25 protein-coding genes and 1 pseudogene are annotated in these 24,228 nt (G+C 52.7%); 14 read left to right on the forward strand and 12 right to left on the reverse strand.

Annotated features, from left to right (window positions below; genetic code table 11):
* Position 1: 1 nt before the first annotated feature.
* Positions 2-877 (forward strand): UbiA-like polyprenyltransferase, encoded by an 876-nt coding sequence (locus OHJ21_RS23360; RefSeq protein WP_486021271.1) that lies wholly within the window; start codon positions 2-4, stop codon positions 875-877.
* A gap of 65 nt (positions 878-942) precedes the next feature.
* Here OHJ21_RS23360 and OHJ21_RS23365 read toward each other — a convergent pair whose 3' ends face one another.
* A complete protein-coding gene (locus OHJ21_RS23365) occupies positions 943-2,691 on the reverse strand; it encodes an alpha-glycosidase (RefSeq protein ID WP_326111381.1) in 1,749 nt (582 codons plus the stop codon).
* A gap of 131 nt (positions 2,692-2,822) precedes the next feature.
* On the opposite strand from OHJ21_RS23365, the gene OHJ21_RS23370 reads away from it, so the two are divergent.
* The 3 genes from OHJ21_RS23370 (at position 2,823) to OHJ21_RS23380 (ending at position 4,537) form a co-directional block, all read left to right on the forward strand.
* Positions 2,823-2,981 carry a hypothetical protein gene (locus OHJ21_RS23370; RefSeq protein ID WP_486021272.1) on the forward strand — a complete coding sequence of 53 codons (159 nt, stop codon included), beginning with the start codon at positions 2,823-2,825 and terminating at the stop codon, positions 2,979-2,981.
* 56 nt (positions 2,982-3,037) lie between these two features.
* A complete protein-coding gene (locus OHJ21_RS23375) occupies positions 3,038-3,298 on the forward strand; it encodes a metal-sensitive transcriptional regulator (protein ID WP_012818820.1) in 261 nt (86 codons plus the stop codon).
* Between the two features lie 225 nt (positions 3,299-3,523).
* Entirely contained in the window at positions 3,524-4,537 is a 1,014-nt protein-coding gene (locus tag OHJ21_RS23380; protein WP_486021273.1) for an NADP-dependent oxidoreductase, read from the forward strand.
* Between the two features lie 165 nt (positions 4,538-4,702).
* On the opposite strand, the gene OHJ21_RS23385 is transcribed toward OHJ21_RS23380, so the two are convergent.
* The 3 genes from OHJ21_RS23385 to OHJ21_RS23395 all read right to left on the reverse strand — a co-directional run bounded on the left by OHJ21_RS23385 (position 4,703) and on the right by OHJ21_RS23395 (position 6,596).
* Complete coding sequence (locus tag OHJ21_RS23385; RefSeq protein ID WP_100540001.1) at positions 4,703-5,194, reverse strand: cytochrome c biogenesis protein CcdC; 492 nt, start codon at positions 5,192-5,194, stop codon at positions 4,703-4,705.
* Positions 5,195-5,304: 110 nt separating this feature from the next.
* Positions 5,305-5,880, reverse strand: a complete 576-nt coding sequence (locus tag OHJ21_RS23390; RefSeq protein WP_100540002.1) for a TetR/AcrR family transcriptional regulator — start codon at positions 5,878-5,880, stop codon at positions 5,305-5,307.
* Positions 5,877-6,596 (reverse strand): MBL fold metallo-hydrolase, encoded by a 720-nt coding sequence (locus OHJ21_RS23395; RefSeq protein ID WP_100540003.1) that lies wholly within the window; start codon positions 6,594-6,596, stop codon positions 5,877-5,879. Before OHJ21_RS23395 ends, OHJ21_RS23390 begins: the two co-directional genes overlap by 4 nt.
* A gap of 229 nt (positions 6,597-6,825) precedes the next feature.
* On the opposite strand from OHJ21_RS23395, the gene OHJ21_RS23400 reads away from it, so the two are divergent.
* From OHJ21_RS23400 to OHJ21_RS23410, 3 genes are all read left to right on the forward strand, one after another.
* A complete protein-coding gene (locus OHJ21_RS23400) occupies positions 6,826-7,017 on the forward strand; it encodes a hypothetical protein (protein WP_326111376.1) in 192 nt (63 codons plus the stop codon).
* A gap of 144 nt (positions 7,018-7,161) precedes the next feature.
* The gene (locus tag OHJ21_RS23405; protein ID WP_394058065.1) at positions 7,162-7,689 is read left to right on the forward strand and encodes a sigma-70 family RNA polymerase sigma factor; all 528 of its coding nucleotides are present in this window, start codon (positions 7,162-7,164) and stop codon (positions 7,687-7,689) included.
* The gene (locus OHJ21_RS23410; RefSeq protein ID WP_394058067.1) at positions 7,682-9,085 is read left to right on the forward strand and encodes a DUF4179 domain-containing protein; all 1,404 of its coding nucleotides are present in this window, start codon (positions 7,682-7,684) and stop codon (positions 9,083-9,085) included. The genes OHJ21_RS23405 and OHJ21_RS23410 overlap by 8 nt, the downstream gene beginning before the upstream one ends.
* A gap of 152 nt (positions 9,086-9,237) precedes the next feature.
* On the opposite strand, the gene OHJ21_RS23415 is transcribed toward OHJ21_RS23410, so the two are convergent.
* The 3 genes from OHJ21_RS23415 to OHJ21_RS23425 form a co-directional block, all read right to left on the reverse strand.
* Positions 9,238-9,648 (reverse strand): hypothetical protein, encoded by a 411-nt coding sequence (locus tag OHJ21_RS23415; protein WP_100540006.1) that lies wholly within the window; start codon positions 9,646-9,648, stop codon positions 9,238-9,240.
* 159 nt (positions 9,649-9,807) lie between these two features.
* The gene (locus OHJ21_RS23420) at positions 9,808-10,179 is read right to left on the reverse strand and encodes a cytochrome-c oxidase (RefSeq protein WP_127593697.1); all 372 of its coding nucleotides are present in this window, start codon (positions 10,177-10,179) and stop codon (positions 9,808-9,810) included.
* Between the two features lie 162 nt (positions 10,180-10,341).
* A complete protein-coding gene (locus OHJ21_RS23425; RefSeq protein WP_486021276.1) occupies positions 10,342-11,502 on the reverse strand; it encodes a stalk domain-containing protein in 1,161 nt (386 codons plus the stop codon).
* 236 nt (positions 11,503-11,738) lie between these two features.
* Here OHJ21_RS23425 and OHJ21_RS23430 point away from each other — a divergent pair, with 236 nt between their 5' ends.
* Entirely contained in the window at positions 11,739-12,812 is a 1,074-nt protein-coding gene (locus OHJ21_RS23430; RefSeq protein WP_486021278.1) for a lactonase family protein, read from the forward strand.
* Positions 12,813-12,994: 182 nt separating this feature from the next.
* On the opposite strand, the gene sleB is transcribed toward OHJ21_RS23430, so the two are convergent.
* Positions 12,995-13,654 carry a spore cortex-lytic enzyme gene (gene sleB / locus OHJ21_RS23435; protein ID WP_486021279.1) on the reverse strand — a complete coding sequence of 220 codons (660 nt, stop codon included), beginning with the start codon at positions 13,652-13,654 and terminating at the stop codon, positions 12,995-12,997.
* Positions 13,655-14,013: 359 nt separating this feature from the next.
* On the opposite strand from sleB, the gene OHJ21_RS23440 reads away from it, so the two are divergent.
* From OHJ21_RS23440 to OHJ21_RS23455, 4 genes are all read left to right on the forward strand, one after another.
* Positions 14,014-15,090 (forward strand): sulfate ABC transporter substrate-binding protein, encoded by a 1,077-nt coding sequence (locus OHJ21_RS23440; RefSeq protein WP_100540011.1) that lies wholly within the window; start codon positions 14,014-14,016, stop codon positions 15,088-15,090.
* A 38-nt stretch (positions 15,091-15,128) separates the two neighbouring features.
* Positions 15,129-15,977: a sulfate ABC transporter permease subunit CysT gene (gene cysT, locus OHJ21_RS23445; protein WP_326119103.1), complete on the forward strand. Its 849-nt coding sequence runs from the start codon at positions 15,129-15,131 to the stop codon at positions 15,975-15,977.
* Between the two features lie 12 nt (positions 15,978-15,989).
* Entirely contained in the window at positions 15,990-16,856 is an 867-nt protein-coding gene (cysW, locus tag OHJ21_RS23450) for a sulfate ABC transporter permease subunit CysW (RefSeq protein ID WP_486021280.1), read from the forward strand.
* Positions 16,857-17,002: 146 nt separating this feature from the next.
* Positions 17,003-17,224: a YezD family protein gene (locus tag OHJ21_RS23455; RefSeq protein ID WP_100540014.1), complete on the forward strand. Its 222-nt coding sequence runs from the start codon at positions 17,003-17,005 to the stop codon at positions 17,222-17,224.
* Positions 17,225-17,520: 296 nt separating this feature from the next.
* Here the strand turns inward: OHJ21_RS23455 and OHJ21_RS23460 are convergent, their stop codons facing one another.
* Both OHJ21_RS23460 and OHJ21_RS23465 read right to left on the reverse strand, forming a co-directional pair.
* Positions 17,521-18,432 carry a hypothetical protein gene (locus OHJ21_RS23460; protein ID WP_486021281.1) on the reverse strand — a complete coding sequence of 304 codons (912 nt, stop codon included), beginning with the start codon at positions 18,430-18,432 and terminating at the stop codon, positions 17,521-17,523.
* Between the two features lie 524 nt (positions 18,433-18,956).
* Positions 18,957-19,850 (reverse strand): hypothetical protein, encoded by an 894-nt coding sequence (locus tag OHJ21_RS23465; protein WP_486021282.1) that lies wholly within the window; start codon positions 19,848-19,850, stop codon positions 18,957-18,959.
* A gap of 361 nt (positions 19,851-20,211) precedes the next feature.
* Between OHJ21_RS23465 and OHJ21_RS23470 the strand changes: the two genes are divergently transcribed.
* Together OHJ21_RS23470 and OHJ21_RS23475 are read left to right on the forward strand one after the other, a co-directional pair.
* Positions 20,212-20,844, forward strand: coding sequence for an NAD(P)-dependent oxidoreductase (locus tag OHJ21_RS23470; protein WP_100540019.1), 633 nt, complete (start codon positions 20,212-20,214; stop codon positions 20,842-20,844).
* A 66-nt stretch (positions 20,845-20,910) separates the two neighbouring features.
* Complete coding sequence (locus OHJ21_RS23475; protein ID WP_486021283.1) at positions 20,911-22,659, forward strand: NAD(P)H-hydrate dehydratase; 1,749 nt, start codon at positions 20,911-20,913, stop codon at positions 22,657-22,659.
* A gap of 65 nt (positions 22,660-22,724) precedes the next feature.
* Here the strand turns inward: OHJ21_RS23475 and OHJ21_RS23480 are convergent, their stop codons facing one another.
* Both OHJ21_RS23480 and OHJ21_RS23485 read right to left on the reverse strand, forming a co-directional pair.
* Entirely contained in the window at positions 22,725-23,180 is a 456-nt protein-coding gene (locus OHJ21_RS23480; protein WP_100540021.1) for a hypothetical protein, read from the reverse strand.
* A gap of 56 nt (positions 23,181-23,236) precedes the next feature.
* Positions 23,237-24,144 (reverse strand): annotated as a pseudogene (locus OHJ21_RS23485) (SDR family oxidoreductase).
* Positions 24,145-24,228 lie beyond the last annotated feature (84 nt).

Consider the following 24,228-nt stretch of genomic DNA (forward strand, 5'->3'; position numbering starts at 1 on the left):
TATGCAGATGATGTATAAAGTCGTTCATAAGACCAAAATGTTCGGAGAACTGGTGATGTTCTCCCACACGCTGTTCTCGCTGCCCTTTGCGATCATTTCCATGATCTGGGCCGCCGGCGGCGTACCGTCATGGCATGTCATGCTGTGGTCGTTGATTGCGCTGGTTGCCGCGCGCAATGGGGCCAATGCCTTCAACCGCATCGCCGATTTGAAGTTCGATGCTGCGAACCCGCGAACCGCAAATCGCCATATGCCGAGAAAGCTCCTGCTGCCTCGCGAAGTATACGTATTTGTGGTCGTTAACTTTGCCATCTTCATTCTCGCGGCAGGGATGCTGAATCCACTCTGCTTGGGACTTTCGCCGGCAGCGATCGTGCTGATCTGCACGTACTCGTACACGAAGCGCTTCACCTGGCTGTGCCATCTGTACCTGGGCTTCACGATTGCTTCGGCTCCGATCGGGGCATGGTTTGCCGTCACGGGGCAATTTGCCTTCATTCCCTTTATCATCGGTACCGTCGTGATGCTCTGGATTGCTGGCTTTGATATCATCTACGCCACGCAGGATATCGAATTCGATCGCAGCACCGGCTTATGGAGCATTCCCCGCGTGTTTGGATTAGAAGGCGGGCTGCTCATTTCCAGAATGCTGCACGGGATTATGGTCATGCTGCTGCTTTCCCTTTACTTTATCCAAGGCTTGGGCTGGCTCTACTTGACGGGAATAGCCATCTCGGTGATGCTGCTTGCCGTGGAGCATCGCATCATCAAGCCTTCCAGCCGCAGGCGGATGCACCTCGCCTCCTACAACCTGAATCAGGTGATTAGTTTGACGATTCTGCTGTTTACTTTGGCGGATCAGTTTTTGCTCGGATAAAAAAACTCCCTTCGACTGCCGGTCCGCATACACGGGCCATATGGCATTCAAAGGGAGTTTGATGTTTATTGCCCGGCTTTCAAGATCGCAAAGCCGTAAGCAGGCAGCTTCACGGTCAGCTGGCCGTGCTTCGCGCTAAGGCTTTCGCCGTTCCACAAGTTCGTCCACTGGCTGTCCAGCACAGGGAGGGTCATCGTGTTGCCCGCCTTGTCATTGTTGACGGCAATGAGGATCGTTTCATTGTCGTCCTCGCGCAGGTAAGCGATTTTGCCGCCGTTCTTCTCGGCCTTCAAAAATTTGAAGGTTCCCGTGCGAAGAGCGGAATGCTCTTTGCGGAGCTTAATGAGCGTTTGGTAGAAATGGAACAGGTCCTTGTCATGCTTGGACTCATCCCATTCCATGCATTTGCGGCAGCCCGGATCGTGCCCGCCGTCCATGCCGATTTCGTCGCCGTAATAGATGCAAGGCGTGCCGAAGTACGTGAACTGGAACATCGCCGCAAGTTTCATCAGGCGTTTGTCGCCGTTCGCCTGCGTTAACAATCTTGCGGTGTCATGGCTGTCCAGCAGATTAAACATGACTTCGCTGGCTTGTCTTGGGTAACCGGCAAGCTGCTTGCCGAGCATGAAGGAGAATTTCTCGGCATCGGCGGTACGGTTGATGAAGAAATCCAGTACGGCATTCGTGAACGGGTAGTTCATGACGGCGTCAAACTGGTCGCCTTCCAGCCAGATGGAGGATTCATGCCACACTTCGCCAAGGATATAGGCATCCGGGTTGGCTTTTTTCACGACTTGGCGGAATTCGCGCCAGAAGCTGTGCCCCACCTCGTTGGCTACATCCAGACGCCAGCCGTCAATGCCCGTTTCCTTGATCCAGTACTCGGCGGCCTTGAGCAGATAAGCCCGGACTTCCGGATTCTCCGTGTTCAGCTTCGGCATCAGCGGCTCGAATGCAAAGGTATCGTAAGTCGGAATGCCATCCACCACTTCCAGCGGCAGGGAGCGAACGTAGAACCAATCCTTATATTTGGAGTTCATGCCGTTCTTCTGCACGTCAACAAACGGCGCAAACGTTCTGCCGGAATGATTGAAGACCGCATCCAGCAGGACGCGGATTCCGCGCGCGTGGCACAGATCGACCAGTTTCTTCAGCGTGTCCTTGTCGCCGAACTGCGGATCGATTTCCATATAGTCTTCGGTATCGTATTTATGGTTTGTCGTTGCCGTGAACAGCGGCGTGAAATAGATCGCGTTAACGCCCAGCTCGCTTAGATGATCGAGATGGTCAATAACCCCCTGAAGGTCACCGCCGAAGAAGTTCTTCGGCGTCGGTTCGGCACTGCCCCAAGGCAAGGCGCCTTCCGGGTCATTGCTTGTGTCCCCATTCGCGAAGCGTTCCGGGAAGATTTGATAGAAAATTGCGTCTTTGACCCATGCCGGTGGGTGGAACACGTCATCCGGATTGATGAACGGGTATTCGAACAGGCGGTCCGGATTGGCCGGCGGCTCCGTCAGGAAATCATATTCGGTCATCCAGCGTTTCTCGTCGCCCTGTTGGAGCAGGAAGCCGTATTTCAAGCGGCGGTACGGAGGGGTTGCCTCGCACTCCCAATAATCGAACATTTCATCCGAGGACAGCTTGGTCATCGGAATATATTCCATCGTTTGATCCCACAGGTACTTGTCCCCTGCAAGGGCGTACACTTCGGTAAGGTCGTCTTTTTTAGTGCGGATTCTAAGGTGAATGGTCGTGCCGTTATAAGCATAGGACCAGTTTTTGCGCGGACGGTGATAGATGGCTTCCAAGAACATCGATAATTCCTCCTTAAGTAGGTAAATTAAAAAAAGGCACAGCCAGGACTATGAATAGCCGAGGTTGTACCTTTGTAAGATAACATTGCCTTTAGATTATGAGATTTGAATCTGGTTGCTTATGAATTCATTTGCTGATTAAAAATATACCACGCGCTCTGAGCGTATTCAAGCCCCAAGTCGAAGTCGCTGATCCTATGCTGCAGCGAGACAGACAGGATGCGGATTTTCAAGCGGGATACCGCCGGGCGGTACAGATCGCAAGGAAAGAGCGGGCATTTGTTGTATAATACAGGGACAAGGACAAGCCTGACAGTGCAGATACGTATTATAGGAGGACAGTCATATGCAATACGACGATCAGATGAAAAACCGGATCAAGCGGATTGAAGGACAGCTTCGCGGCATCTTGAAGATGATGGAGGAGAACAAGGACTGCAGGGAGGTTATCACGCAATTATCCGCTTCGCGTACGGCGATCGACCGAACCATTGGCGTTGTCGTCAGCTCCAACCTGGTGGATTGTGTACGGAAGGCCGAAGCGAATGGTGAGGATACGGAGAAGCTTGTGCAGGATGCCGTTAATTTGCTCGTAAAGAGCAGATAAAGGTTGGGATAGCAGGCAGGGTGATGTCCTGGATGAACCGATCCCCTCAGGTATTCAACCCATGGCGGCAGCACTGAATTTTGAGCGAACCCTCGGAATTGAAAATGCACCTAAAAGTTAAGGATGCTGGTCGTTAACGGGTCTGGCGTTCGGGCTAGGAAATTTGTAAACGGACAAAATGGGTAAAGATAAAGATGACGGTTTTACTAAAAGGAGGGTACTCAGATGTCTGTGAACGAACAAATTATACTAGCCAAAAGGCCGCAAGGCATGCCGGATGAGTCGGATTTTACATTTGAGGAGCAGCCTTTGCCCGTTCCGCAAGCTGGAGAAGTCTTGGTACGGACCGTATACTTGTCGGTGGATCCGTATATGCGGGGCAGAATGAGCGATGCCAAGAGTTATGCGAAACCTTACGAGGTAGGAGAGGTTATCGCTGGAGGCGCAGTAGGGCAGGTGATGGAATCGACGGATCCGACCTATCGGGAAGGCGATTTTGTTGCAGGAACATGGGGCTGGCAGCGCTTTGCCGCCGTGCGGACCGGCACGCTGCGTAAGGTTAACCCGGATCTGGCGCCTGTATCGACCGCCCTGGGCGTACTGGGAATGACCGGTTTGACTGCCTATTTCGGACTGCTGGATATCGGTCAGCCGAAGGAAGGCGAGACGGTGGTGATATCGGGTGCCGCAGGTGCTGTTGGCATGATTGTCGGACAGATTGCCAAGATCAAAGGGACTCGCGTGATCGGTATTGCTGGTTCTGACGAGAAAACCAAGTACCTGACGGAAAAGCTGGGGTTTGATGCAGCGATCAATTACCAGACCGAAGATCTGGCCTCGGCTTTAGCGGAAGCTTGCCCGAATGGGGTGGACGTCTATTTCGATAATGTCGGCGGTGAGGTTTCCGATGCGGTGCTGCGTCTTATCAACAAAAATGCACGGATCCCGATTTGCGGCCAGATCGCACTCTATAACCTGGAAAAACCCGATACGGGTCCGAGAATTCAGAGCCTGCTGCTGACCAATACGGCACTGATGAAGGGCTTCCTGGTCGGCGACTACGCCAATCGGTACAATGAGGCATTGCATGAACTGGCCGAATGGCTGAGGGATGGTAACATTCAGTACGCCGAACATATCGTCGACGGTTTCGAGAAGACCATTGAGGCATTTCTGGGGCTCTTCTCCGGGGAGAATCTCGGGAAACAGCTGGTGAAGGTAAGTGAAGAGCAAAGTTAGTCTTTGGATATATAATAAAAGAGTGTCGAATTCACGCGCTTCGTGAAACTCCTCCTAAGGGAGTTTCGCGACCGGACGGGTACAGCCGTCCGGTTTGCGTGAACATCGGCACTCTTTTTTTGCGCTTATTAAGTTTCATGACTAGTTAACGACGGAACATGTCCGCTATATAGCCGCTCCTGGTGTCGTAAATTGCTGATACTGGCGATACATCGAGATGCGCCAGTGGACAATCATGCCGTAAGCCAGCATGAAGAACAACGCCGCGGTCTGCGGGATGGAAATATGCTGCTCAATGTAACCGTGGAGCAGGAGCCGGACAGTCAGCAGGCCGAGCAGAATGTAAACAAAGCTTTTCGATTTCTGCATGAAGATCTGGCCATCGACCTTCTCGAATTTGGTGCTGCGAATCAGTGGATAGGAGAAGATGAACCAGCCTACCAGAAAGGCAATTCCCGCCCACCATATCGGGATGCGTACCTGCGGCTCAACGAACATCAGAAACCCGGTGCTCATCGCTAGCGGAGGGATGATGATCTTCTTGACGGTGACGGGGCGGTGACTCGCTTTCATTCGAATGAAAATAACGGTCAGTGCCATAACCAGCATCGCAATCGTAGAGCCTATTTGAAGAATTGGGGAATCGAAATTAACCACAATTCAGAACCTCTTTCCATAAATAAAGTGACATGAAATGTGCTGCCTTTTGATTATAGCACATTCTGATGCCAGGCAAAATCAGGCAGGTGCGGGAGGTATGGCGCTTTTTAACGCCGTCTGTCTTGAAGCTGGAGCCCAGCGACGAAACTGCGGATCATGAAATCCAGACTTTCATCTACATTCAAATCCATGGCGAATTGGCCTGCACGTTCCAGGGATGAGAAGCCGTGGCATAGGCTGCGAAAGGTCCGTACGGCATGTAATGCATCCGCCTCGCTGAACTGGTACGGAGCTAAAATTTGAAGCAGAAGCTCGACAATCTGATTGCCTACTTGCTGCGCCTCCTCCTGTTCCGGACGGAGAGGCTGCAATGCGGCTTCGTACAATCCGGGGTGAGATCGGGCAAAGTCGACATAGGTAAGGCATACATAACGCAGGGCATCCTCGCCTGACCGGCCGGCGACAGCCTTCAGCAGCCGATCATGCAATGTCTGGAGGCCATACAGCATCAGGGCAGCATGCAGACCGGGCAGGCCGTCTACATGGTTATACAGGGAAGGCGACCGAACGCCAAGCTTACCTGCAAGTGCGGCCAAAGTCACGGTATGAAGTCCATCCTGATCCGCTAGTTCGGCAGCGGTTTGAAGCAGTTGAAGCCGGTCGATTCCGGGTCTCGGACTCATTTTGCATTCCTCCTGATCGTAGATTCCGCATGGGCAACGGCCTGCTGCATGGCACCCACCGGATTCTCTAGCATCCGTCCATGGCCGACAGCCAGAACGGAGGGCTTCCGTGCGGTTAGTGTTTTGGCGCTTTCCAAGGCGAGCTCCTTGCTCCAGGTCGCCATGGCAGGGAAGGGAAACCAGGGCTTGAGCACACCGGATACGGCTAAACCGCCCCGTGTTTGCCAAGCATCGCCGGCAATCAGAATACCGCTGCGCTCATCGAGAAATGCCATATGCCCCGGCGTGTGCCCGGGAGTGGCGATGGCCTTGAGCGAACCAATGGAATCCCCGTCACCCAGAAGCACATCCGGAACGGTGGTTATGTTCTTGGGAATATCTCCGCGAATCGGAGTCTGCAGTTCTCCAGGCTGGAGCTCGGCATTTCCCTTAAGCAGCAGCGCATCTCGCCGCGAGATGTAGACCGAAGCATTCGGAAGCTCTTTCTTTAACCCGTCGAGCGCTCCGACATGGTCGCCGTGGGCATGGGTCAGCACGATTCGGGTGATGGGTTTGCCTATAGCGGCTGCCGCTTGAAGGATTCCCTGCTGGGAAAATGACATGCCTGTATCAATCAGCGTAACCCCGTCGCTTTCTTCTACAAGATAGACATTTACCGGGAAAAGACGAGGAAGAAAAGAAATTTGAGTTACGTGCTCAATCGTCGTTTTTAACATAATAACATTCCCCTCTCACTTAAAACTAATGATGTTAGTATAATAACTAATAATATTAGTTTTATCAAGCCCGAATTTTAACATTTTCATGAAATGGATCTTCTAACCACTAAAATTTTTATATATTTACCAAATTTTGAGTGCAATTTTCATCATTTTACGTTACCATAAAGATAGATATACGGAAAAAAATGTAGATTATTGAGATGAAGGGTGAGGGGCGGACGACATGGATATTTTCAAACGCATCGTACTTCTGATGGTGATGTATACCTTCTCCGCAGTACTGTTGTATGTAGCCAGTCAGCACACGCCATATCTGCTTCCTGTCATCTGGATTTCTGCGCTTATGCTGCTGTTATGCGGCATCGGCTATCTGGGATACCATTACTTCTTTAAAGGACGCAGAAAACGAAGTTAATCGAGAAATACGTTACAAGTCTGCCTAACCGGGCGGGCTTTTTTTGTGCGAAAAATAAAAAAACCGTTTGAATCGCTTCGCAGTCTTATATACAGTGATGTAAATAAGCGAGGCAGGTCGGATAAGGGGAAGGGTAATCGGATAATGGATAATAAAGAGCTTGCGGCGGCTGCCTGCAGAGGGGACGAGGAAGCGTTCTATGCACTCGTTACGGAGCACCGGAGGCGCCTATACGGAATTGCATATAGTTATTTGCATAACGAGAGTGACGCACTGGAGGTATTGCAGGAGACGGTATGTCGGGCGTGGATGAAGTGCCGGAAGCTGAAGCATCCGGAGGCCTTTGTTCCTTGGCTTATACGGATCCTGATTAACTGCTGCGTGGATGAGCAGAAACGGAAAAAACGTATGGTTCCGGTTGAAGAAATTCGCAGCCAGGAGACGGCTGCCGAGATGGTCAGTGACAGCAAGCTGGATCTGGAGCGTGCGCTCAGCCGGATGAAACCCAAATACCGCCATGTGCTGATTTTGAAATACTATCAGGACATGACGATCAGCGATATCGCCAATATTCTCGAGGTTCCGGAAGGGACGGTCAAAACCCGTTTGCATCAAGGATTAAAGCTGCTTCGGCAAAAAATCGAGCCAGGAGGTGCCATATTCCATGTTTGAGAAGGAAGAGCGAATGCTGAACGAGAGGAATAAAGATACGGAGATCAGCGCAGCGGTTGTATCCGATGAAGCATTGGATGCGGCGGTTCGAAGCGGGATGCGAAGAGGTCGGCGCACGCAGCGGAGCCGGGCACGAATAGCCACCGTCTCTGCCGTGGTTGTAACCGTAGCGGCTGCGCTGCTGTTTGTAGTATGGGGCGGGAGCGAAGAGCTGGTGAATCCCAAAAAGCAAATGGCGGCTCAAGGACCGTATCCGCCATTGACCGGGTTTGATTTCGGAGAAGATATTACGCTGAATACAGCCAACAAATACGGCATGATTCAACCGGTGAATCAATCGGTAACCAAGGGGGATTATACGGTAACGGTGAACGGGATACTTGTAGGCTCCCAGCAGATGGAGGTGTTCTATACGGTCCAAAACCATGCGGAGAATCCCGCAGACTTAAAGAGAGTGGAGATGAAGCGCCGGGGATCCAGCGAACCGCTGCCTTACAGTATTGGGTCGTCGGGTGGAACCGAGATTAAGCCCGGCGCCGGCAAGCTGTTCCATTCCCGATCGTACATTCATATGGGCGAGAATCATCCTATACCTGAAGAGCTGACGTTATCTTTTAAGATTGCCCCCTATTCAACTAATACGGCTTATGAATCCTCTACAGAGAACGAGCAGGTGCTCGATCTTAACATATCCGTTGATATGGAGACAGTCCGGAAGTATATTAGCACGATTCCGCTCAACAAAATGCTGCAGATTGAGAGCCAGAGGTTCTATTTGCAAGAAGCCGTGTTGTCTCCTGCCGGAATCGTCTTGAAAGCAAACATCCCTTCCAGCAATACGATGAAGGTATCCGGTTTATGGGATGTGTATTTGGAAGCCGTGGTTAACGGAGAAAAGGTCAGATTGAACAGTGATTCCGCGTTTTTGCCCGGTGCAGGCGGTGGAGAGATGACCTACTTCTTCGACAGCAATATTTTGGAGAAGCCGGAATCCATCACGCTGAAAGCGAGTGGTTTCCAGGCCGTAGATCCCTCCAAGATGAAACTCGTGGTGGATACGGATAAAAAGGAGATCATCTATTCACCGGACGGCGACCTCCGGTTCGGAGAGTACTCGGGGCATACGCTGACATTTGAATACGAAGAGCAGGCTGACCGGCATATGGGCAGCGTATCGATTGAGCCGGAATTCGTGGACGGGGAGGGGAAAAAGCATAAAATTAATGAGGATGCGGGCGGGCTCAGTTCCTCGTCCCGTTCTTCATCGGATACCGAGGAAAGCCTCATCACGCAGTATATCCACCTTAAACCCGGGGATTACCCGCAGCCGCTTACGTTTACGTTGAGCAGCTACCCTGGTGTCATGGAGCAGGCATTCGAGGTGCCGATTCAATAAAGTTAGAGATGCTGAAGGCTCATCAGGATAACCACAACGCCGATTGCGATGGTTATTTTGCCGGCGCAAAAAAGGAGCCGCCCCCGACCATGATGGCCGGAGGCGGCTCCTTTTTTTCATTTATGATATCTTGAATCATGGGCTTGATTACGCTATCCCTTATGTTCGGTAGGGGAGCTGCCTTCGGGTCCCTTGGCATCCAGGAGCTCAATTAGAGCTTTGGGCACCCCGTTGAGCATCAGCCACTCACGAAGCGTTTCGATGGCGCGGATATGTCCATTCCCCTCATCCCGCCAGGTCAGCAGCTCGACGACCTTAATGACGAGGAGCATGAGCTCCATTTTGTCATGCTCGGTTTGGTCCGCACGGATTTTTTGGAATACGGCTTCTTTCTCCCAATCCAGCAGGATCTCTTCACCAATGGTTGGTCTCATGAGTGAATAGCTGTAATCGCACTGCGGGCAGAGTACGGTGGTGAACTGTTCTGATTTGAACGTAACCCCGATATCCGCTTGACACTGACGGCAGTGAAATTGGACTTCAATTGCTGAGTTCGTTTCCATATCTATGGTGCCTCCTTCGAAGAGAAAGGTATCTACTAATACCCAATAGTCGGTAACTATGACCCATCATCCGATGAAAGAGGTGCAAGAAACCTGAAAAAAGAACCGCCTGTTAAGGGCGATTCTTTAAGGCTGGAGCATATGAGTCAATGTTAACGTCTACCGCGTGCTTTTAACATGGGTTAGCACATTATAGAGGAAAGCCAGAATGCCCAGCGTTACCAGAACGCCTCCAACGGCAATGACCGGCTCTACCGATTCCATGCCGCTTACCAGCAGTGCGAGACCAATCATCATGACAGGCAGTCCGATATTGTGCAACCAGAAATGCACTTTGCCTGCGGTGGATTCCCCGGCTGCGGGGAACTGAACATAAATAACACCTGCTAGAGCCAGGGATGCCCAGCCCAGAAGGTTGACGTGTGCATGAACTGAGGTGTAATCGTAGCTGTGGGATATCGACATGTACATGCCGAGTAAGATCCCGAGCACGAAGTAAACAGCGGCGATCTTAATTAGTTTGACACCCATAAAACCCCTCCTTATGGATTACTACTATGATATATGTCTGCTATGGTGAAGTAGACCAAGAGGGAAGAAGATTTCATAATGAACCATGCAAAAAAAGAAACCGTGAAATCCCTGGCCAGGGATTCACGGTTCATCGTTATAGACACTCATTGTGCCAATGACCTATTCAAGCTCCAGCACATCATAGATCAGCCATTTGCCTTCGGCTTTCTTGAGCCAATACAGGGAGGTCGAATGGATGATTTCACCGTCTGCATCATCGCTTTCCTCAGCATAGACGACGGCGTCTTCCCCTTGGAAAAAGACCGTCCGGAGCTCCTCTGACTTGAGGTTGAAATTCACCTCATCGAAGATGCCTTCCGCAATGCTGGTTTGGAACATTTCGTGGAAGTCCGATTCCGGATGAATAACCGACATGAGCAGCGGGCCATTCTCCTCGTTGAAGCCCTTGGACTGGGTGTCAAGGGTTGCCACTATGGCTTGTTGTTCCGCTTCCGGCACTTCCGGTCGAGCTTCGAGCAGTTCATCTCCGACCAGATATTCCGTCTCGTAATGGCCCAGATCATAGATTTTCCATGCTCCCGAAGCATCCTTCTTCAGGAGATTCTCGTAATGTAGTGTAACATCCCAAGCAAAAGGTCCACCGGTGCGGTCGAGGGTCACGCTGGTGTAGGCATGGATCGACGTTCCCGCTACCGTTAGTTCCCATATGTCAGCGGATACCTGCTGATCGTTCTTGAATTGGTTCTGATAATGTTCTTGGATTTCCGCAAAAAAAGGAGATTTCGGATGGAAGGCACTCATGACAGCATCCAGTTTCTTGGCACTTCCAGCTTCTTCAATCGTATGGTAAAGCTTCTTCACCTCGTCGGTGGCTTTATCGACTGCACCCTCGCGGTCGATCTTGATGGTACGTGCCTTGGAATCCCACTTCACGGGCAGTCCGGTGGCTTCAGCTACGAAACGAAGGGGAACCAGTGTGTTGCCGCCCTCGGTGAATGGGGCAATCTGAAGCGCGGTTTTTGCGCCATTGACATAAGCGGTCTTCTGTCCGATGGTCATCTGCAGCTTCTGATCGAGGTATGTACCCGTCACCTGTTTACTTCCGCTGTTCCAATTGACTTTATAATCCAATGCCTGGAACAGAGGGCGGAATTGCACGAAGGTAACCCCATTTTTCATAATAGGCGCTGCCTGAAATTTGATTTCCTGGTTATCGAGGTAGACTCGGATATTCCCTTGATTCTTTGCCGGGGCGGCTTGCGCCGCACTTGCAAACAGGAGCAGGAAAGCAAACGTGATTAGGCTGATTTTTTTCTTCAATTGGCTGTCAACTCCTTCAACGAATGATAGAATAGAGAGGTAATTGTGGTAATCGTACATGATAAAACCAATGCTAGCAATAGATTTCTTAGTGAGTAATAATTGGTAGGGCAACACGGGGACGGCTTGCCGGATCGAATTGAAAAAAAGCGGTAAGCACGAAGCCCTGATGGGTAATACATAATAAGAATCAGGCCGGGTCACCGGAGCATTCATTAGACAAAGGAGTGGATCACATGACAGCAGGGCAGGAACTGATATTTTACATAGGAACCTATGGTTCGGAGGAAGATAATCGAATTCATTGGGGGACGATGGATCGGGGTACGGGCGAGCTGCGTCTCTTAGGCGGTACGGCTGGTATAGAAAACCCTACCTATTTGGATTTCGATGATTCGATCTCCGTATTGTATGCAGCCAGCGAGAAGGGCGAAAGCGATGTGTCGGCGTATTCGGCCAATCTGGTAACCGGTGAATTAACGCTGTTGAATGTTCAGTCTACCGGCTCGTCCGGTGCATGTCATGTATCCCGTACATCGGACGGGAAGTATCTGCTTACGACAGGGTACAGCGATGGACATATATCGGTGCTGGCATTAGAACAAGATGGCCGGGTTGGAGAACTGACCTCCAAGATTAAGCACAGCGGACGCGGTCTTCGCGATGACCGTCAATCGGAAGCGCATCCGCATTCGATATTTGAAGACCCTGTCAACAAGTATATCGTGGTCAGTGACCTGGGCATGGATGATGTCAACCTGTATCGGCTGGAGGAAGGCAAGCTGGTGACCCACCGCGAGATCAGTCTGCCGCCAGGCTCGGGCCCGAGGCATGTGGCCTTTCATCCATCAGGCAAGTGGGTGTATGGCACGAACGAGCTGAACAGCACGGTAACGGCTTACGCAAACGATGGAACATTTGGGGATTTGAAAATATTGCAGCATATATCGACGCTGCCGGAGGACGTCGTGATGGATAACAACACATCCTCCCATCTGCTGGTATCTCCTTGCGGTCGTTATCTGTACGCTTCCAACCGGGGACATGACAGCATCGTTCAATATGTGATCGATCAGGAGACCGGTTCGCTCCGCGCAGTCAACTGGGTGTCTTCCGGCGGTAAAACGCCGCGCCATTTCAATATCATGCCGGACGGCTTCCTGCTGACGGCGAATCAGGACAATGGTTTGATCGCAAGTTATCGGATCGATCCGGACACGGGCAACCTGGTCTCTACGGGTTATACACTAGAAGTCACGCGCCCGGTATGCATCTGTCCCGTAGAGAAGGCAAAGGCTAATCAACGTTAAACGTATATAAAGCAGAAGCAGCTCGAAGACCCTGAAATGGGACTCGAGCTGCTTCTTTTTGTTAAGGGTCCCCCGCCCGTAGCAATGGACAAGGAACACGGTGTTCAACCTCCGCTATAGCGAGGAAGCGGGTTAGCAAGGTTATAGGAATTCATTGGTTTAAAGATTCATTCGATGAATAATTAATGCGCAAAGATATGATTGCCAATCTGCAGCACTTGCGGTCTGGACCAGATCCATTGGCTGGTCGCTGTTTTGGGATTGAAATAATAAAGAGATTCATAAGTCGGATCCCAGCCGCGAACGGCATCCAATGCGGCAACATAGGCCGCCCGGTTCGGGGTCTGCCAGTATTGTCCATCATCTACGGCAGTAAAGGCCCCTTTTTGAAAAACGACGCCCCGAATATCATTCGGAAATTCGCTGGATTGAATGCGGTTCATGACAACAGCACCGACGGCAACTTGTCCTTTGTAAGGCTCACCGCGGGCTTCGCTGTAAATGACTCTGGCCATGACGTCCATTTCGGATTGATTTAACGTATATTTTTTCAGCTGTCTCCAGGTTTGCGCGCCGGTAACTCCATCGGCTGGCACACCGTATTCTTTTTGGAAACGGATAACGGCTGTTTTTGTGTTTGCGCCATATTTGCCATCCATCGGCTGCGTGTAGAAGTCCAGCGTTTTCAGGCGGTATTGAAGCTCCCAGACATCCCCGTTTTCACTGCCCGGCTTTAACAGCGGAGCTGCCTCCGTTGTATGGGCGAATGCAGGCATGAACAGAAGAATACTCAGGAAAAGTGCAGAAATTATTTTCCATGCGGGCTTTCTTATGATGATCATCTCCTTTGGAGTTGAATTATAAGGATGGAAGCGGGTTCATACAACCCACAGTAAATGGTAAACCGCGCTGTGACTGCGTTCGCCGTATCAAAAATGGTTCTATGGACCGAGTGGTCCCAAACTTGTAATTATTTGAAAAAAAGGTTTGACAGGAGGAGATGGGCTTATTACAATAGCAACATAACATACTAAACAGGTAGGAATTATAATATTTTGTTCTCACCGTATCGACGGAGGAACGCTCAAGGATCAAGAGCAGGCACGGCAGCAAACCGGCTTGACTCTGTTCTGATGAGCTTTCCTCCGTCTTTTTTTGCCATACGGCCTGTTTAGTAGAGAATCTAGGGGGAGTGATCCATATGAAAAAGGTGTTGAAGCAAGGGGTTCTCATCGGATTAACCGTGATGCTGACGGCGGCGCTTACGGCTTGCGGGACAGAGAAAACAGAGACAGTCGCAACCGCCAATGGAGAAGCGCCTGCTTCGGGCTCAAGCAAGCCGAGCGTGGAACTTCTCAATGTTTCTTACGATCCGACCCGGGAGTTATATGACCAGTACAACAAAGCATTCGCGGCACATTGGGAAAAGGAAGAAGGCCAGAAGGTAACGTTTAAGCAATCGCACGGGGGTTCAGGCAAGCAAAGCCGTTCGGTTATCGACGGTTTGGAGGCAGATGTGGTGACACTGGCCCTCGGATACGATATCGATGCGATCCGCCAGGCGGGATTGATCCATGAAGGTTGGGAGAGCAAGTTTGAGCATAACAGTGCGCCTTACACCTCAACGATCGTTTTCCTCGTTCGTAAAGGCAACCCGAAAGGCATCAAGGATTGGCCGGACCTGATCAAGGAGGGCGTGGAGGTTATCACGCCGAATCCTCAGACCTCCGGCGGTGCACGGTGGAACTACTTGGCGGCATGGGGCTACGCGCTTAAAGTTAACAATAATGATGAAGCGAAGGCACAGGAGTTCGTGAAAGAGCTGTTCACTCACGTACCGGTGCTGGACAGCGGTGCACGCGGCGCAACAACCACTTTTGTTGAACGTGGAATCGGGGACGTGCTGCTGGCTTGGGAGAATGAAGCTTATCTCTCGATTAACGAGCTGGGTCCTGACAAATTTGAAATCGTGAACCCGTCCGTCAGCATTTTGGCGGAACCGCCGGTTGCCGTCGTGGATAAGAACGTTGACAAGCGGGGGACCCGCGAGGTAGCGGAAGCCTATCTGTTATATCTATACAGTGAAGAGGGGCAGACGATTGCGGCGGAGAATTACTACCGTCCGACGCTTGCCAGCGTGGCTGACAAGTACAAGGAGAAGTTCCCGGCTATCGAATTGTTTACGCTCAAGGATGTGTTTGGAACATGGGAAGAGACGCAAACGAAGCATTTCAACGACGGCGGCATTTTTAATCAGATTTACGTGCCAGGCAGCTGATCGGCAGAACCGCCGAAGGCAGGAAAGGATGAGAGGATATGGCAGTACTCCCCGTACAGAAGCAACGCAGAAATCATCGCAGCGTGCTCCCGGGATTTGGAATCGGCATGGGACTGACCGTCCTTTATATGAGTTTGGTTGTGATCGTGCCGCTGTCGGCGCTGCTTCTCAATCAAACCGGACTTACCTGGGAGAAGTTCTGGTCGGTTGCAACCGATCCGAGGGTGCTGGCCTCCTACCGGGTTAGTCTGACAACAGCGGCGCTGGCCGCATTCGCGGATACGATACTGGGGCTGCTGCTGGCTTGGGTGCTGGTGCGGTATGATTTCCCCGGCAAAAAGTTGTGGGATGCCCTGATCGATCTGCCCTTCGCGCTGCCAACGGCCGTGGCGGGGGTGGCTTTAACCGCGATCTATTCCGCTAATGGCTGGATCGGGTCGCTGCTGGAGCCGCTGGGGATTAAGGCGGCATTCTCTCCCTTAGGCATCACGCTGGCCCTCATGTTCATCGGCATACCGTTCGTCGTGCGGACCGTACAGCCGGTGCTGGAGGACGCGGAGCGGGATACGGAAGAGGCGGCTGCCACGCTAGGGGCAGGCCGATGGCGAACGTTTTGCACCATCATTCTGCCGACCCTGATTCCGCCGCTGTTGACCGGATTTGCGCTCGCTTTTGCCAGGGGGATCGGAGAATACGGCTCCGTCGTCTTCATATCGGGGAATATGCCGATGAAGACGGAGATTGCGCCGCTGCTGATCATGACGAAGCTGGAGCAGTTTGATTATGCCGGCGCGACGGCGGTTGCCCTGATCCTGCTGCTCATCTCTTTCGGACTGCTGCTCGGCATCAATATTTTGCAACATTGGACGCGGAAAACCGCGCGTTAAGGAGGGGATACCATGGCTGGAACTGTACCCGCTGCCGTCCCTGCAGCGAAACGAAACACGCCGTCCTCTCCGGCTGCAGCGGAGAAGCCGTGGGTGAAATGGACATTCATTAGTTTGGCTGGGCTTGTGCTGCTGTGGCTTATAGTGCTGCCTCTGGTTACGGTGATGTCCGAAGCGCTTAAGAAGGGATGGGACGTCTATCTAGCAGCCTTATCCGATCCTGATGCTCTATCTGCGCTTCAGCTGACTTTACTGGTGGCGGCCATTGCGGTACCGCTGAATTCGATATTCGGCGTCATCGCGGCATGGACCATAACGAAGTTCCGCTTCAAAGGCAAAAATCTGCTGATTACGCTGCTGGATTTACCGTTCGCGGTATCGCCGGTCATCGGAGGTTTAATCTTCGTGCTGATCTTCGGTCGGCAGGGATGGTTTGGCCCTTGGCTTGAAAGCCATGATATCAAGATTATTTTTGCCGTGCCCGGCATTGTTCTGGCTACGTTATTTGTCACGTTTCCCTTTGTGGCCAAGGAATTGATTCCACTGATGGAAGACCAAGGGACGAAGGAAGAGGAGGCGGCAGTAACACTGGGCGCCAAGGGCTGGCAAATCTTCTGGAGGGTCACCCTGCCCAATATCAAGTGGGGGCTATTGTACGGCATCATTCTGTGCAACGCCAGAGCCATGGGCGAGTTTGGGGCGGTGTCCGTCGTATCCGGCCATGTCCGCGGCGAGACCAATACGCTGCCCCTTCATGTCGAAATTTTGTACAATGAATATCAGTTTTCCGCTTCGTTCGCGGTGGCCTCGTTATTGCTGTTATTAGCCGTCGTAACACTGCTTCTGAAACATTGGTTTACGCGAAAAAATGCCCATTGACAGTCGTTTCCAACCCATGCTAATGTTAATTCATACTATAAAGGTTGGAAAAGAATGAATAATGATCGTTTACCATTAGAATGTCACTTCGGCTTATGATGATGGAGTGAATATATTTGGGCTTTGCCCGGTGAGGAGGCGTATCCATGGCTAAACCATTAAAAGTGGATGAAATGTGGCTCGAACGCATAGCAAGCCTGCTGAACGACATGGAATTCGGTTCGCTGCAAATCGTAGTGCATGAGGGTCAGATCGTTCAGATGGAACGAACGGAGCGCAAGCGTTTCGAGAATACGGCCTCCGGAGCGGTCAAGACGTCAGGACCGCCCCGGGCATCCGGCCAACAGCGAAGAACGAATGCAAGATGATTCCATATGGTTATCGAGTACCGAGATAAGACTTCCGTCGATGCCTTGAAGTGCACCTTATCCAGTAGACTTCGGAAAAACACCCTGGAGTGTGAACCGATGTAGACTGAGGGTGTGCGCTTCAGCATTCATGCGGGAGTTCTTTTCTTTTTTTGTATAAACACAGGGATACGGCATTTAAGAGCGTAATATCGGATAATGACGACCTCCCGCACAAGGATTGCGATGATAAAAAAACAGCCCGGCCGTTCAAGTCGGCACGGGCTGTATCTCGTAATATTCATGTCGCTGCTATCTTATCTGGACCGCAGAGGGCTGTTGCCGATCTCCGGCTCGCCTGTGCCTGTTGTTTCGCTTAGAGGATCGTGGTCTCCCGTAGGATGAAGGAATTGTTCCATTAGCTCCGGGTGACCGGCATAGGGCCGCTCACGCCGCTGGCGGGTGGCCGTCACCCGGAAACCCGCCAGATACAACAAGCATTGGGTAGCCAAAACGTAAGGCGAGGCTTCGTCCCAGATCAGATTAAACAGGGCCGAAGCCACAATCAGCAGATGCAGCACGGTATAGATAACGCCATGCGTTCTTCTTCTGGAATCCATCAACAGTCGGTAGAAAGAGATCGTGGCAATCATGTTGGAGAGCCATAGACACCATACTTCAGGGCTTGTCCAGGTAGAGGATTGCCTTAGTTCTTGGACAAGAAGCGTCGTCCATAGGATCGCGGCACCCAGTGAAAGGGCAGGTACGGCAGGTTTCAAGAGCAGCCACAATCCCATACCCCAACCGGGTTTCTCGAGCCGCCCGACCAGTTCGTCGCGCTCCTTCATAAGTCTGTGGATCTCGCGGTCCAGCAGCTTGTGGAGCGTTGTGAGTCTGGATTCATCGCGATCGCTTAGAAAGGTATCAATCTGTTCGTGGAGCTCCCGAGTCAACAGATCAGCGGATTTGCATTCCTGCAGAAGCCGGATCAGCAGATCTTCGGGGACGGCCGTTCGGGTCGGTCGATTGATAAGGGTTCCCAGAGGCCCAGCCAGTCTGGTGTAAATCGTCAAGGACTGACGAATGCGAGCAAGTGAATCCTTGCGTGCACCCAATAGCCGGGATGCACTGTATATGTACAGGCCCGAAAATACCGCGGTGGCAAGAAGCACGGCCACGAGCGTGTCCAGTGAGCCAAAGATATCAACCATCCATTCCGTAAGGGACAAGCGGATCCCTCCTTCAATATTCTACCTTTCACTATTGCACAACAAGGGAGGGATTTCAAGGGAATGAATGACAAGGGAGAGAGAATTGATCAAGTTTCAATCTTTCATTTGCATAACGGAAACATTTTTGTGTTTGGATAACATTTTGAAGGGAAGTACATATCCTATACAAACAAGATCATGCATTCCAGATGAAAGGGGAGAAGCCGCATGACGGAAGTACAGATAAGCAAGGCGCCATTCCGGCGGGTAAAAATTACACTCGGATATGTACTGCTCCTCGTCTTAACGGCTTGATCATATACACATGATGGACGACGGACAACCAAGGTGCTCTTGGTCGTGAATGTACCGAGTATACAGGAAACATGAGCGTAAAAAGAAACTATTCCCCCGGTAAACATAAAATCGTGAAGGGAGGCAGGGATTAAGGTTGGCACCTTTCTATAGGAAAGCAGATACAAAAAAACCAAGGCTGCCCCAGGCAGCCTTGGTTGGTAAGGAAACGAGGTTCAAAAGTTGACTCAACGCTTAGAGTCATATAATGCCTTCCAGTATCTGTAGTCATGAATGGCAAACCCGGAGAACGAAGGGTGCTTCTCTGCTTTAGTACATACCTTGGACAGTTGTTCTTCCATATAGGACGTGCCTTCCTCAAAAAAGGTAATGTAAGCTCCCTCATTGCTCGATTTGGTCTCTACGGCAATCAGAGCTTCCTTGCCAAGTTCATCGGCTTCCTTAAGCTCGGCAGCAGCAATGTTATAAATGTTATCTGCTTGATCGCGATAGGCCATAATGACGACCTGGTCGAACTGCTGGATCATCCACCGGCTGATTGACATCGACTGGTCCGGCAGCTGGTAGCCGTGCAGCCAGAATGTCATGTCGGAACCGATGGGCAGATTCAGTGTGTGCGCTTCATGGACCAGATAGCGGACGCTCGCCTGCCATTGCTTGACCAAGGAGGCCTGGTTTGTTTTCCACTCGCTCAGCACATGCGGCTCGATATCGACATGAATGCCGGTGAAGCGCTCATTCGGTGCAGCGGAAGCCTGATATTCAGCGGTCCATTGAATGAAAGTCTCCAATCGGTGACGCTCCGTTTCCAGCGCCCAGTTAGGCGCGCCGCCAAGGATATGAACCTCAATCCCCTGTTTGCCTGCTTGGCGGATAAAGCTGCGGTAATATTCGGGCCGAACATCGCGGTTCATCTGCAGATAGAGTACATTGACGCCTTGATTGGCGGCAAAATCAAGAATGTCGTCAGCCGAATCTTGAATCTGCGGCGTATCCCAGAACCAGGTTGCTTTCTGGCGGGATTCGGCTGTAGCCGCATCAGGCTGAAGGGAGAGGCTGCTTAGCAGCAGCAGACTGCCTGCGAGACAAAGGGCCAGCCAGCGGACGTATTTTTTTTTCATTGTATGGATAATCTCCTTTACATTACGATTACGTCATAGAAAAACGACAAATTCCAGCAAACACACAACCTTAGTAATGCGAATTAAGTCATTATGCAAGATATATATTCGTAAAAATGCATCTATGTATTCTATCGGTGAAAATAATTTGGTGATACATAGGTCTAAAGATCTATTATTTTGAGGAAAAATGAACGAGTGGAGTTTGAAGAGGTCTGCATGGGGATAAGTAAATAGGAGGTGCGACAGCCCGAACGGCTATAGACGGCACCAGGTGTTTATAATACTACTTAAGATTCAAGAAGAGCCATTCATCACCAGGGGTGATGTAGTATAATTTTTAAGCGAAGGAGCGATGAACATGAAGGTAGCATTAATTGGAGCAAGCGGAACGATCGGGAGACGAATGACGGAGGAAGCGCTGCGCCGGGGCCACGAAGTCACGGCGGTATTGCGAAATCCGGATCGATTGGATTCAGAGCATGAGCGTTTAAACAAAGTCAAAGCGGATGTCATGGATCCTTCATCATTAGAAGAGGCGATTCAAGGGCATGATGCCGTCATAAGCGCTTTCGGTCCAAAGTTCGGCCGGGAAGAGGAACTCGTTGCAGCCGCACGGACGATTGTGGAGGGAACGAGACGCGGCGGCGTAACCCGTCTGTTGATCGTTGGCGGCGCTGGCAGCTTGATCGCCGACAGCGGCGTACCGCTTATGGATACCCCGGAATTTCCGGAGGAGATCAGGCCGCTTGCCCGTGCGCATGCGGATGCTTACGATCTGTACAAGGAAAGCGATCTGGATTGGACGTATGTCAGTCCGGCGGCCATCATCGAGCCAGGGAAACGTACCGGACAGTTCCGGATCGGCATGGATCGACTGGTGACCGACGAGAGCGGAAGCAGCCGAATTTCGGTTGAGGATTTCGCGGTAGCTGTGATTGATGAGCTGGATGATCCGCAGTTTATTCAGTCCCGTTTTACCGTTGCTTATTAATCGACAGGCATCCTGAGTCGCCAGAGTGTTTGCGTAGGATATATCGAAGCAAAGGGGAGAGCTTGGATGTATGTTGTGACGTCTGAACAGATGAGGGCACTCGACAACCATACGATTCATCAAATCGGCATCCCGGCGATTGCGCTGATGGAAAATGCGGGTAAAGCGATTGCCGAGGAAGTCCTGAAGTTATGCCTTGAGCGTGATAGAACGAGCCGTTCCCTTTGCGCAGCAGCTGCTGGTACAGCAGGAAAGGCTCCGTCCTTCATGCCGGAGGACGAGCGAGGGGAACAGCGGCTATCCTTACCGGAGGATTCGGCCGCGGCGGAGGCTCCTACCTTCGGGAATGACCGTGCTCTGGAGATGAGCCGCCCGTCGCCTGTCATCGACGGAGAGGTTCGGCTGCCCACCACGCTGGCGGCGCGTGAGCACTGGCTCATTCTGGTGGGCAAGGGCAATAACGGCGGCGACGGGGTGGTCGCCGCCCGGCATTTGCGTGACGCCGGTATACGCGTCACGCTGCTCTATGCCGCTGAGCCGTCGGCGTTAGCCGGCGAGGCGGCGGTGCAGCGGGATGCCGCGGCAGCGCTCGGCATCCCGGCTCTGGTCCACGGCTGTGATGCCGTGGACTACGGCGCGTACACCGGCATCGTGGACGCGCTGCTCGGCACGGGCGCGACGGGCGCGCCCCGCGGCGCTTACGCCGCGCTGATCCAGGCCGCCAATGGCAGCGGCCTGCCGATTGTGTCCGCGGATATTCCGAGCGGACTGGACGCCGATACCGGCGCGCGGCATGAGCCGTGCATCTTGGCCGCGGTGACGGTATGCCTCGCCTTCCTGAAGCGAGGCCTGGTGCAGTACCCCGGCGCCGAGGCGGCTGGCCGGGTCGTGGTCCGCTCCATCGGCATCCCGGCATCGCTGTGCCGGGAGCAGGGCGTCCGCACGCATCTGCTCACCCCGCATGTCCTTCGGACCGAGCTGGGTGCGGACGTATCGCGCCACCGCTCGCCGGACGGACATAAGGGCACCTACGGTCACGTGCTGACCGTAGGGGGCAGCCGCACGATGAGCGGCGCAGGCCTGCTCGCTTCCCGGGCAGCGCTTCGCGCCGGCTGCGGCTTGGTGACCTGGGCGCTCCCTGCGAGCCTGGTGCTGCCGCTGAGCGGAGCCGCACCCGAGGTGATGCTCGCCCCCGCCACAGGCGAAGAGAGCGGCGGCTACTGGGATGAGGCCTCTGCGGAGCAGGTGCTGGAACTCGCCAAAACCCGCGATGTGCTGGCCGTAGGTCCGGGACTAGGCCGTTTTGAAGGAGATGCCAGATGGCTCCGCCGGTTGTGGGAAGAATGGGAAGGACCGCTGGTGGTGGATGCCGATGCGCTGAATATGCTGTCCGCCGCCGGTGATTTCGGCACCTGGAAGCCGCGCGGTGCGGCAACGGTCCTGACCCCGCATCCGGGGGAGATGTCCCGGCTGTTGGGTATTCCGACCGCCGAGCTGCAGCGGGACCGGATCGGTGCCGCTGCAGGATTCGCGACCGAGCACGGAGTTACCCTCGTGCTCAAGGGGGCGCATACCGTCGTGGCTTCGCCGGACGGACAAGCCTACATCAACACCACCGGTACCTCCGGCATGGCGTCCGGAGGCACCGGGGACGTGCTGACCGGCATCATTGCCAGCCTGCTGGCGCAAGGATATGCCGGTCCGTCTGCAGCCGCGCTTGGCGTGTGGCTGCACGGCCGTGCCGGCGAGCGGGCCGCGCGGCACCGGGGACATCCCGCCTCGGTCATCGCCGGGGATGTCATCGAAGCGCTTTGAAGCAAAGAGCAAGGGCCCTCATCGGAGGGCCCTTTTTTCATGGAAGGAAGCTATAGGCTCTTGCATCAGATCACCCAGCACAACAGGGGAACGGCCAAGGCAAAGAACGGGGTGGCCAGAGAATTGCTGGAGAACGTATGCTTCCCCCACAAGAAGATCAGCAGTGTTAAGGCTCCCGCTGCTGCGCGAAGCCAGAGCTGCTCCGGATTCCCGCCTGTAAATAAGGCAAAGAACAGAAAACCGACCGCTCCGTACACGGCGGCTTGTTTACCCTTATGCAGGGAAGGCAAAAACGAGAGAATGGCATCTGCCGCAAGAGACGCGGTCAGCGCGTAACCGTATACCCAATGCTCTTGCGGCAGATAGAGGCCTAACCATTCCGAAGCTCGATCAGCGCCGGGAGGCCACACCCAATCGAGCAGGCTCAGCAGCAGCACAACGACGCCGGCGCTGGCCAGCTTGTTTAATGCATAAAATCCCATGTCCATCCGGCCGGACCGTTTGGGAAATCCCGTGTTCATGGTACACATCCTCTGCTTGTTATTCGTAGCTTTTAAGAACGCTTGTGGCACCGCTCTTAACTGGTTACCATCTGTCCCCCGTTGACGTGAATAGCCTGACCCGTGACAAAAGAGGAACAGATGGACGACGCCAAGTAAACATAGGCGGGTGCCAGCTCATAGGGTTGTGCGGCCCGTTTCATGGGTGAATCGGTTCCGAATACGGCTACCTCTTCGGCAGGGAAGCTGGATGGGATGAGCGGCGTCCAGACTGAGCCGGGAGCGACGGAGTTGACGCGGATGCCTTGATCGACGAGCGAAAGGGCCAGGGATCGGGTAAGGGAAACGATGGCGCCTTTGGTTGAAGAATAGTCGATGAGCTCCTTAAATCCCTCATAGGCGGTAATGGAGGCCGTGTTAATGATCGACGCCCCGGATTTCATGTGGGGCAGCGCAGCCTGGATCATGAAGAAGAAGGGAAGATATTCGTTTGATAGGTGTGATGCAGCTGTTCCTCCGTGATGTCCAAGATGCTGCGCTGTACATATTGGACGGCATGGTTGTTCACGAGAACATCCAGCTTGCCGAAGCGGGCGATCGTCTCGTTCACCACGGCTTCGCAGTTCTTTTTGTATCGCAGGTCGATCTTCATTAAGAGGCAGCGTCTGCCGAGCGACTCAATCCGTTGCTTCGTCACTTCCGCATCCGAAGTCTCATATAAGTATGGGATGACCAGATCGGCACCTTCCTTGGCAAAAGCAATGGCCGCCGCTTTGCCGATGCCGCTGTCCCCTCCGGTGACAATGGCGATTTTGCCATCCAGTTTACCGCTGCCCCGGTAGGCGGGGTCCTCGCTGATCGGACGCGGCGACATCAGGCTTTCAAGACCGGGCTGGCAGTTTTGATGCTGGGGAGGGAAAGCGATGGGCTGTTCCTTGCATTCGGTTTTGGAGCCTACGTATGGAATGGGCTGCTGGGGATTCATTTCATTCCTCCTTTGGTGTACAGGGTGTTTTCGTTAAACGCCGATGCTTTATCTCTATGCATTCGCCCAGTCGGGGGTGCCGTT

The organism is Virgibacillus sp. LDC1 (assembly GCF_025792345.1).
Lineage (GTDB): Bacteria > Bacillota > Bacilli > Paenibacillales > Paenibacillaceae > Paenibacillus_AQ > Paenibacillus_AQ lautus.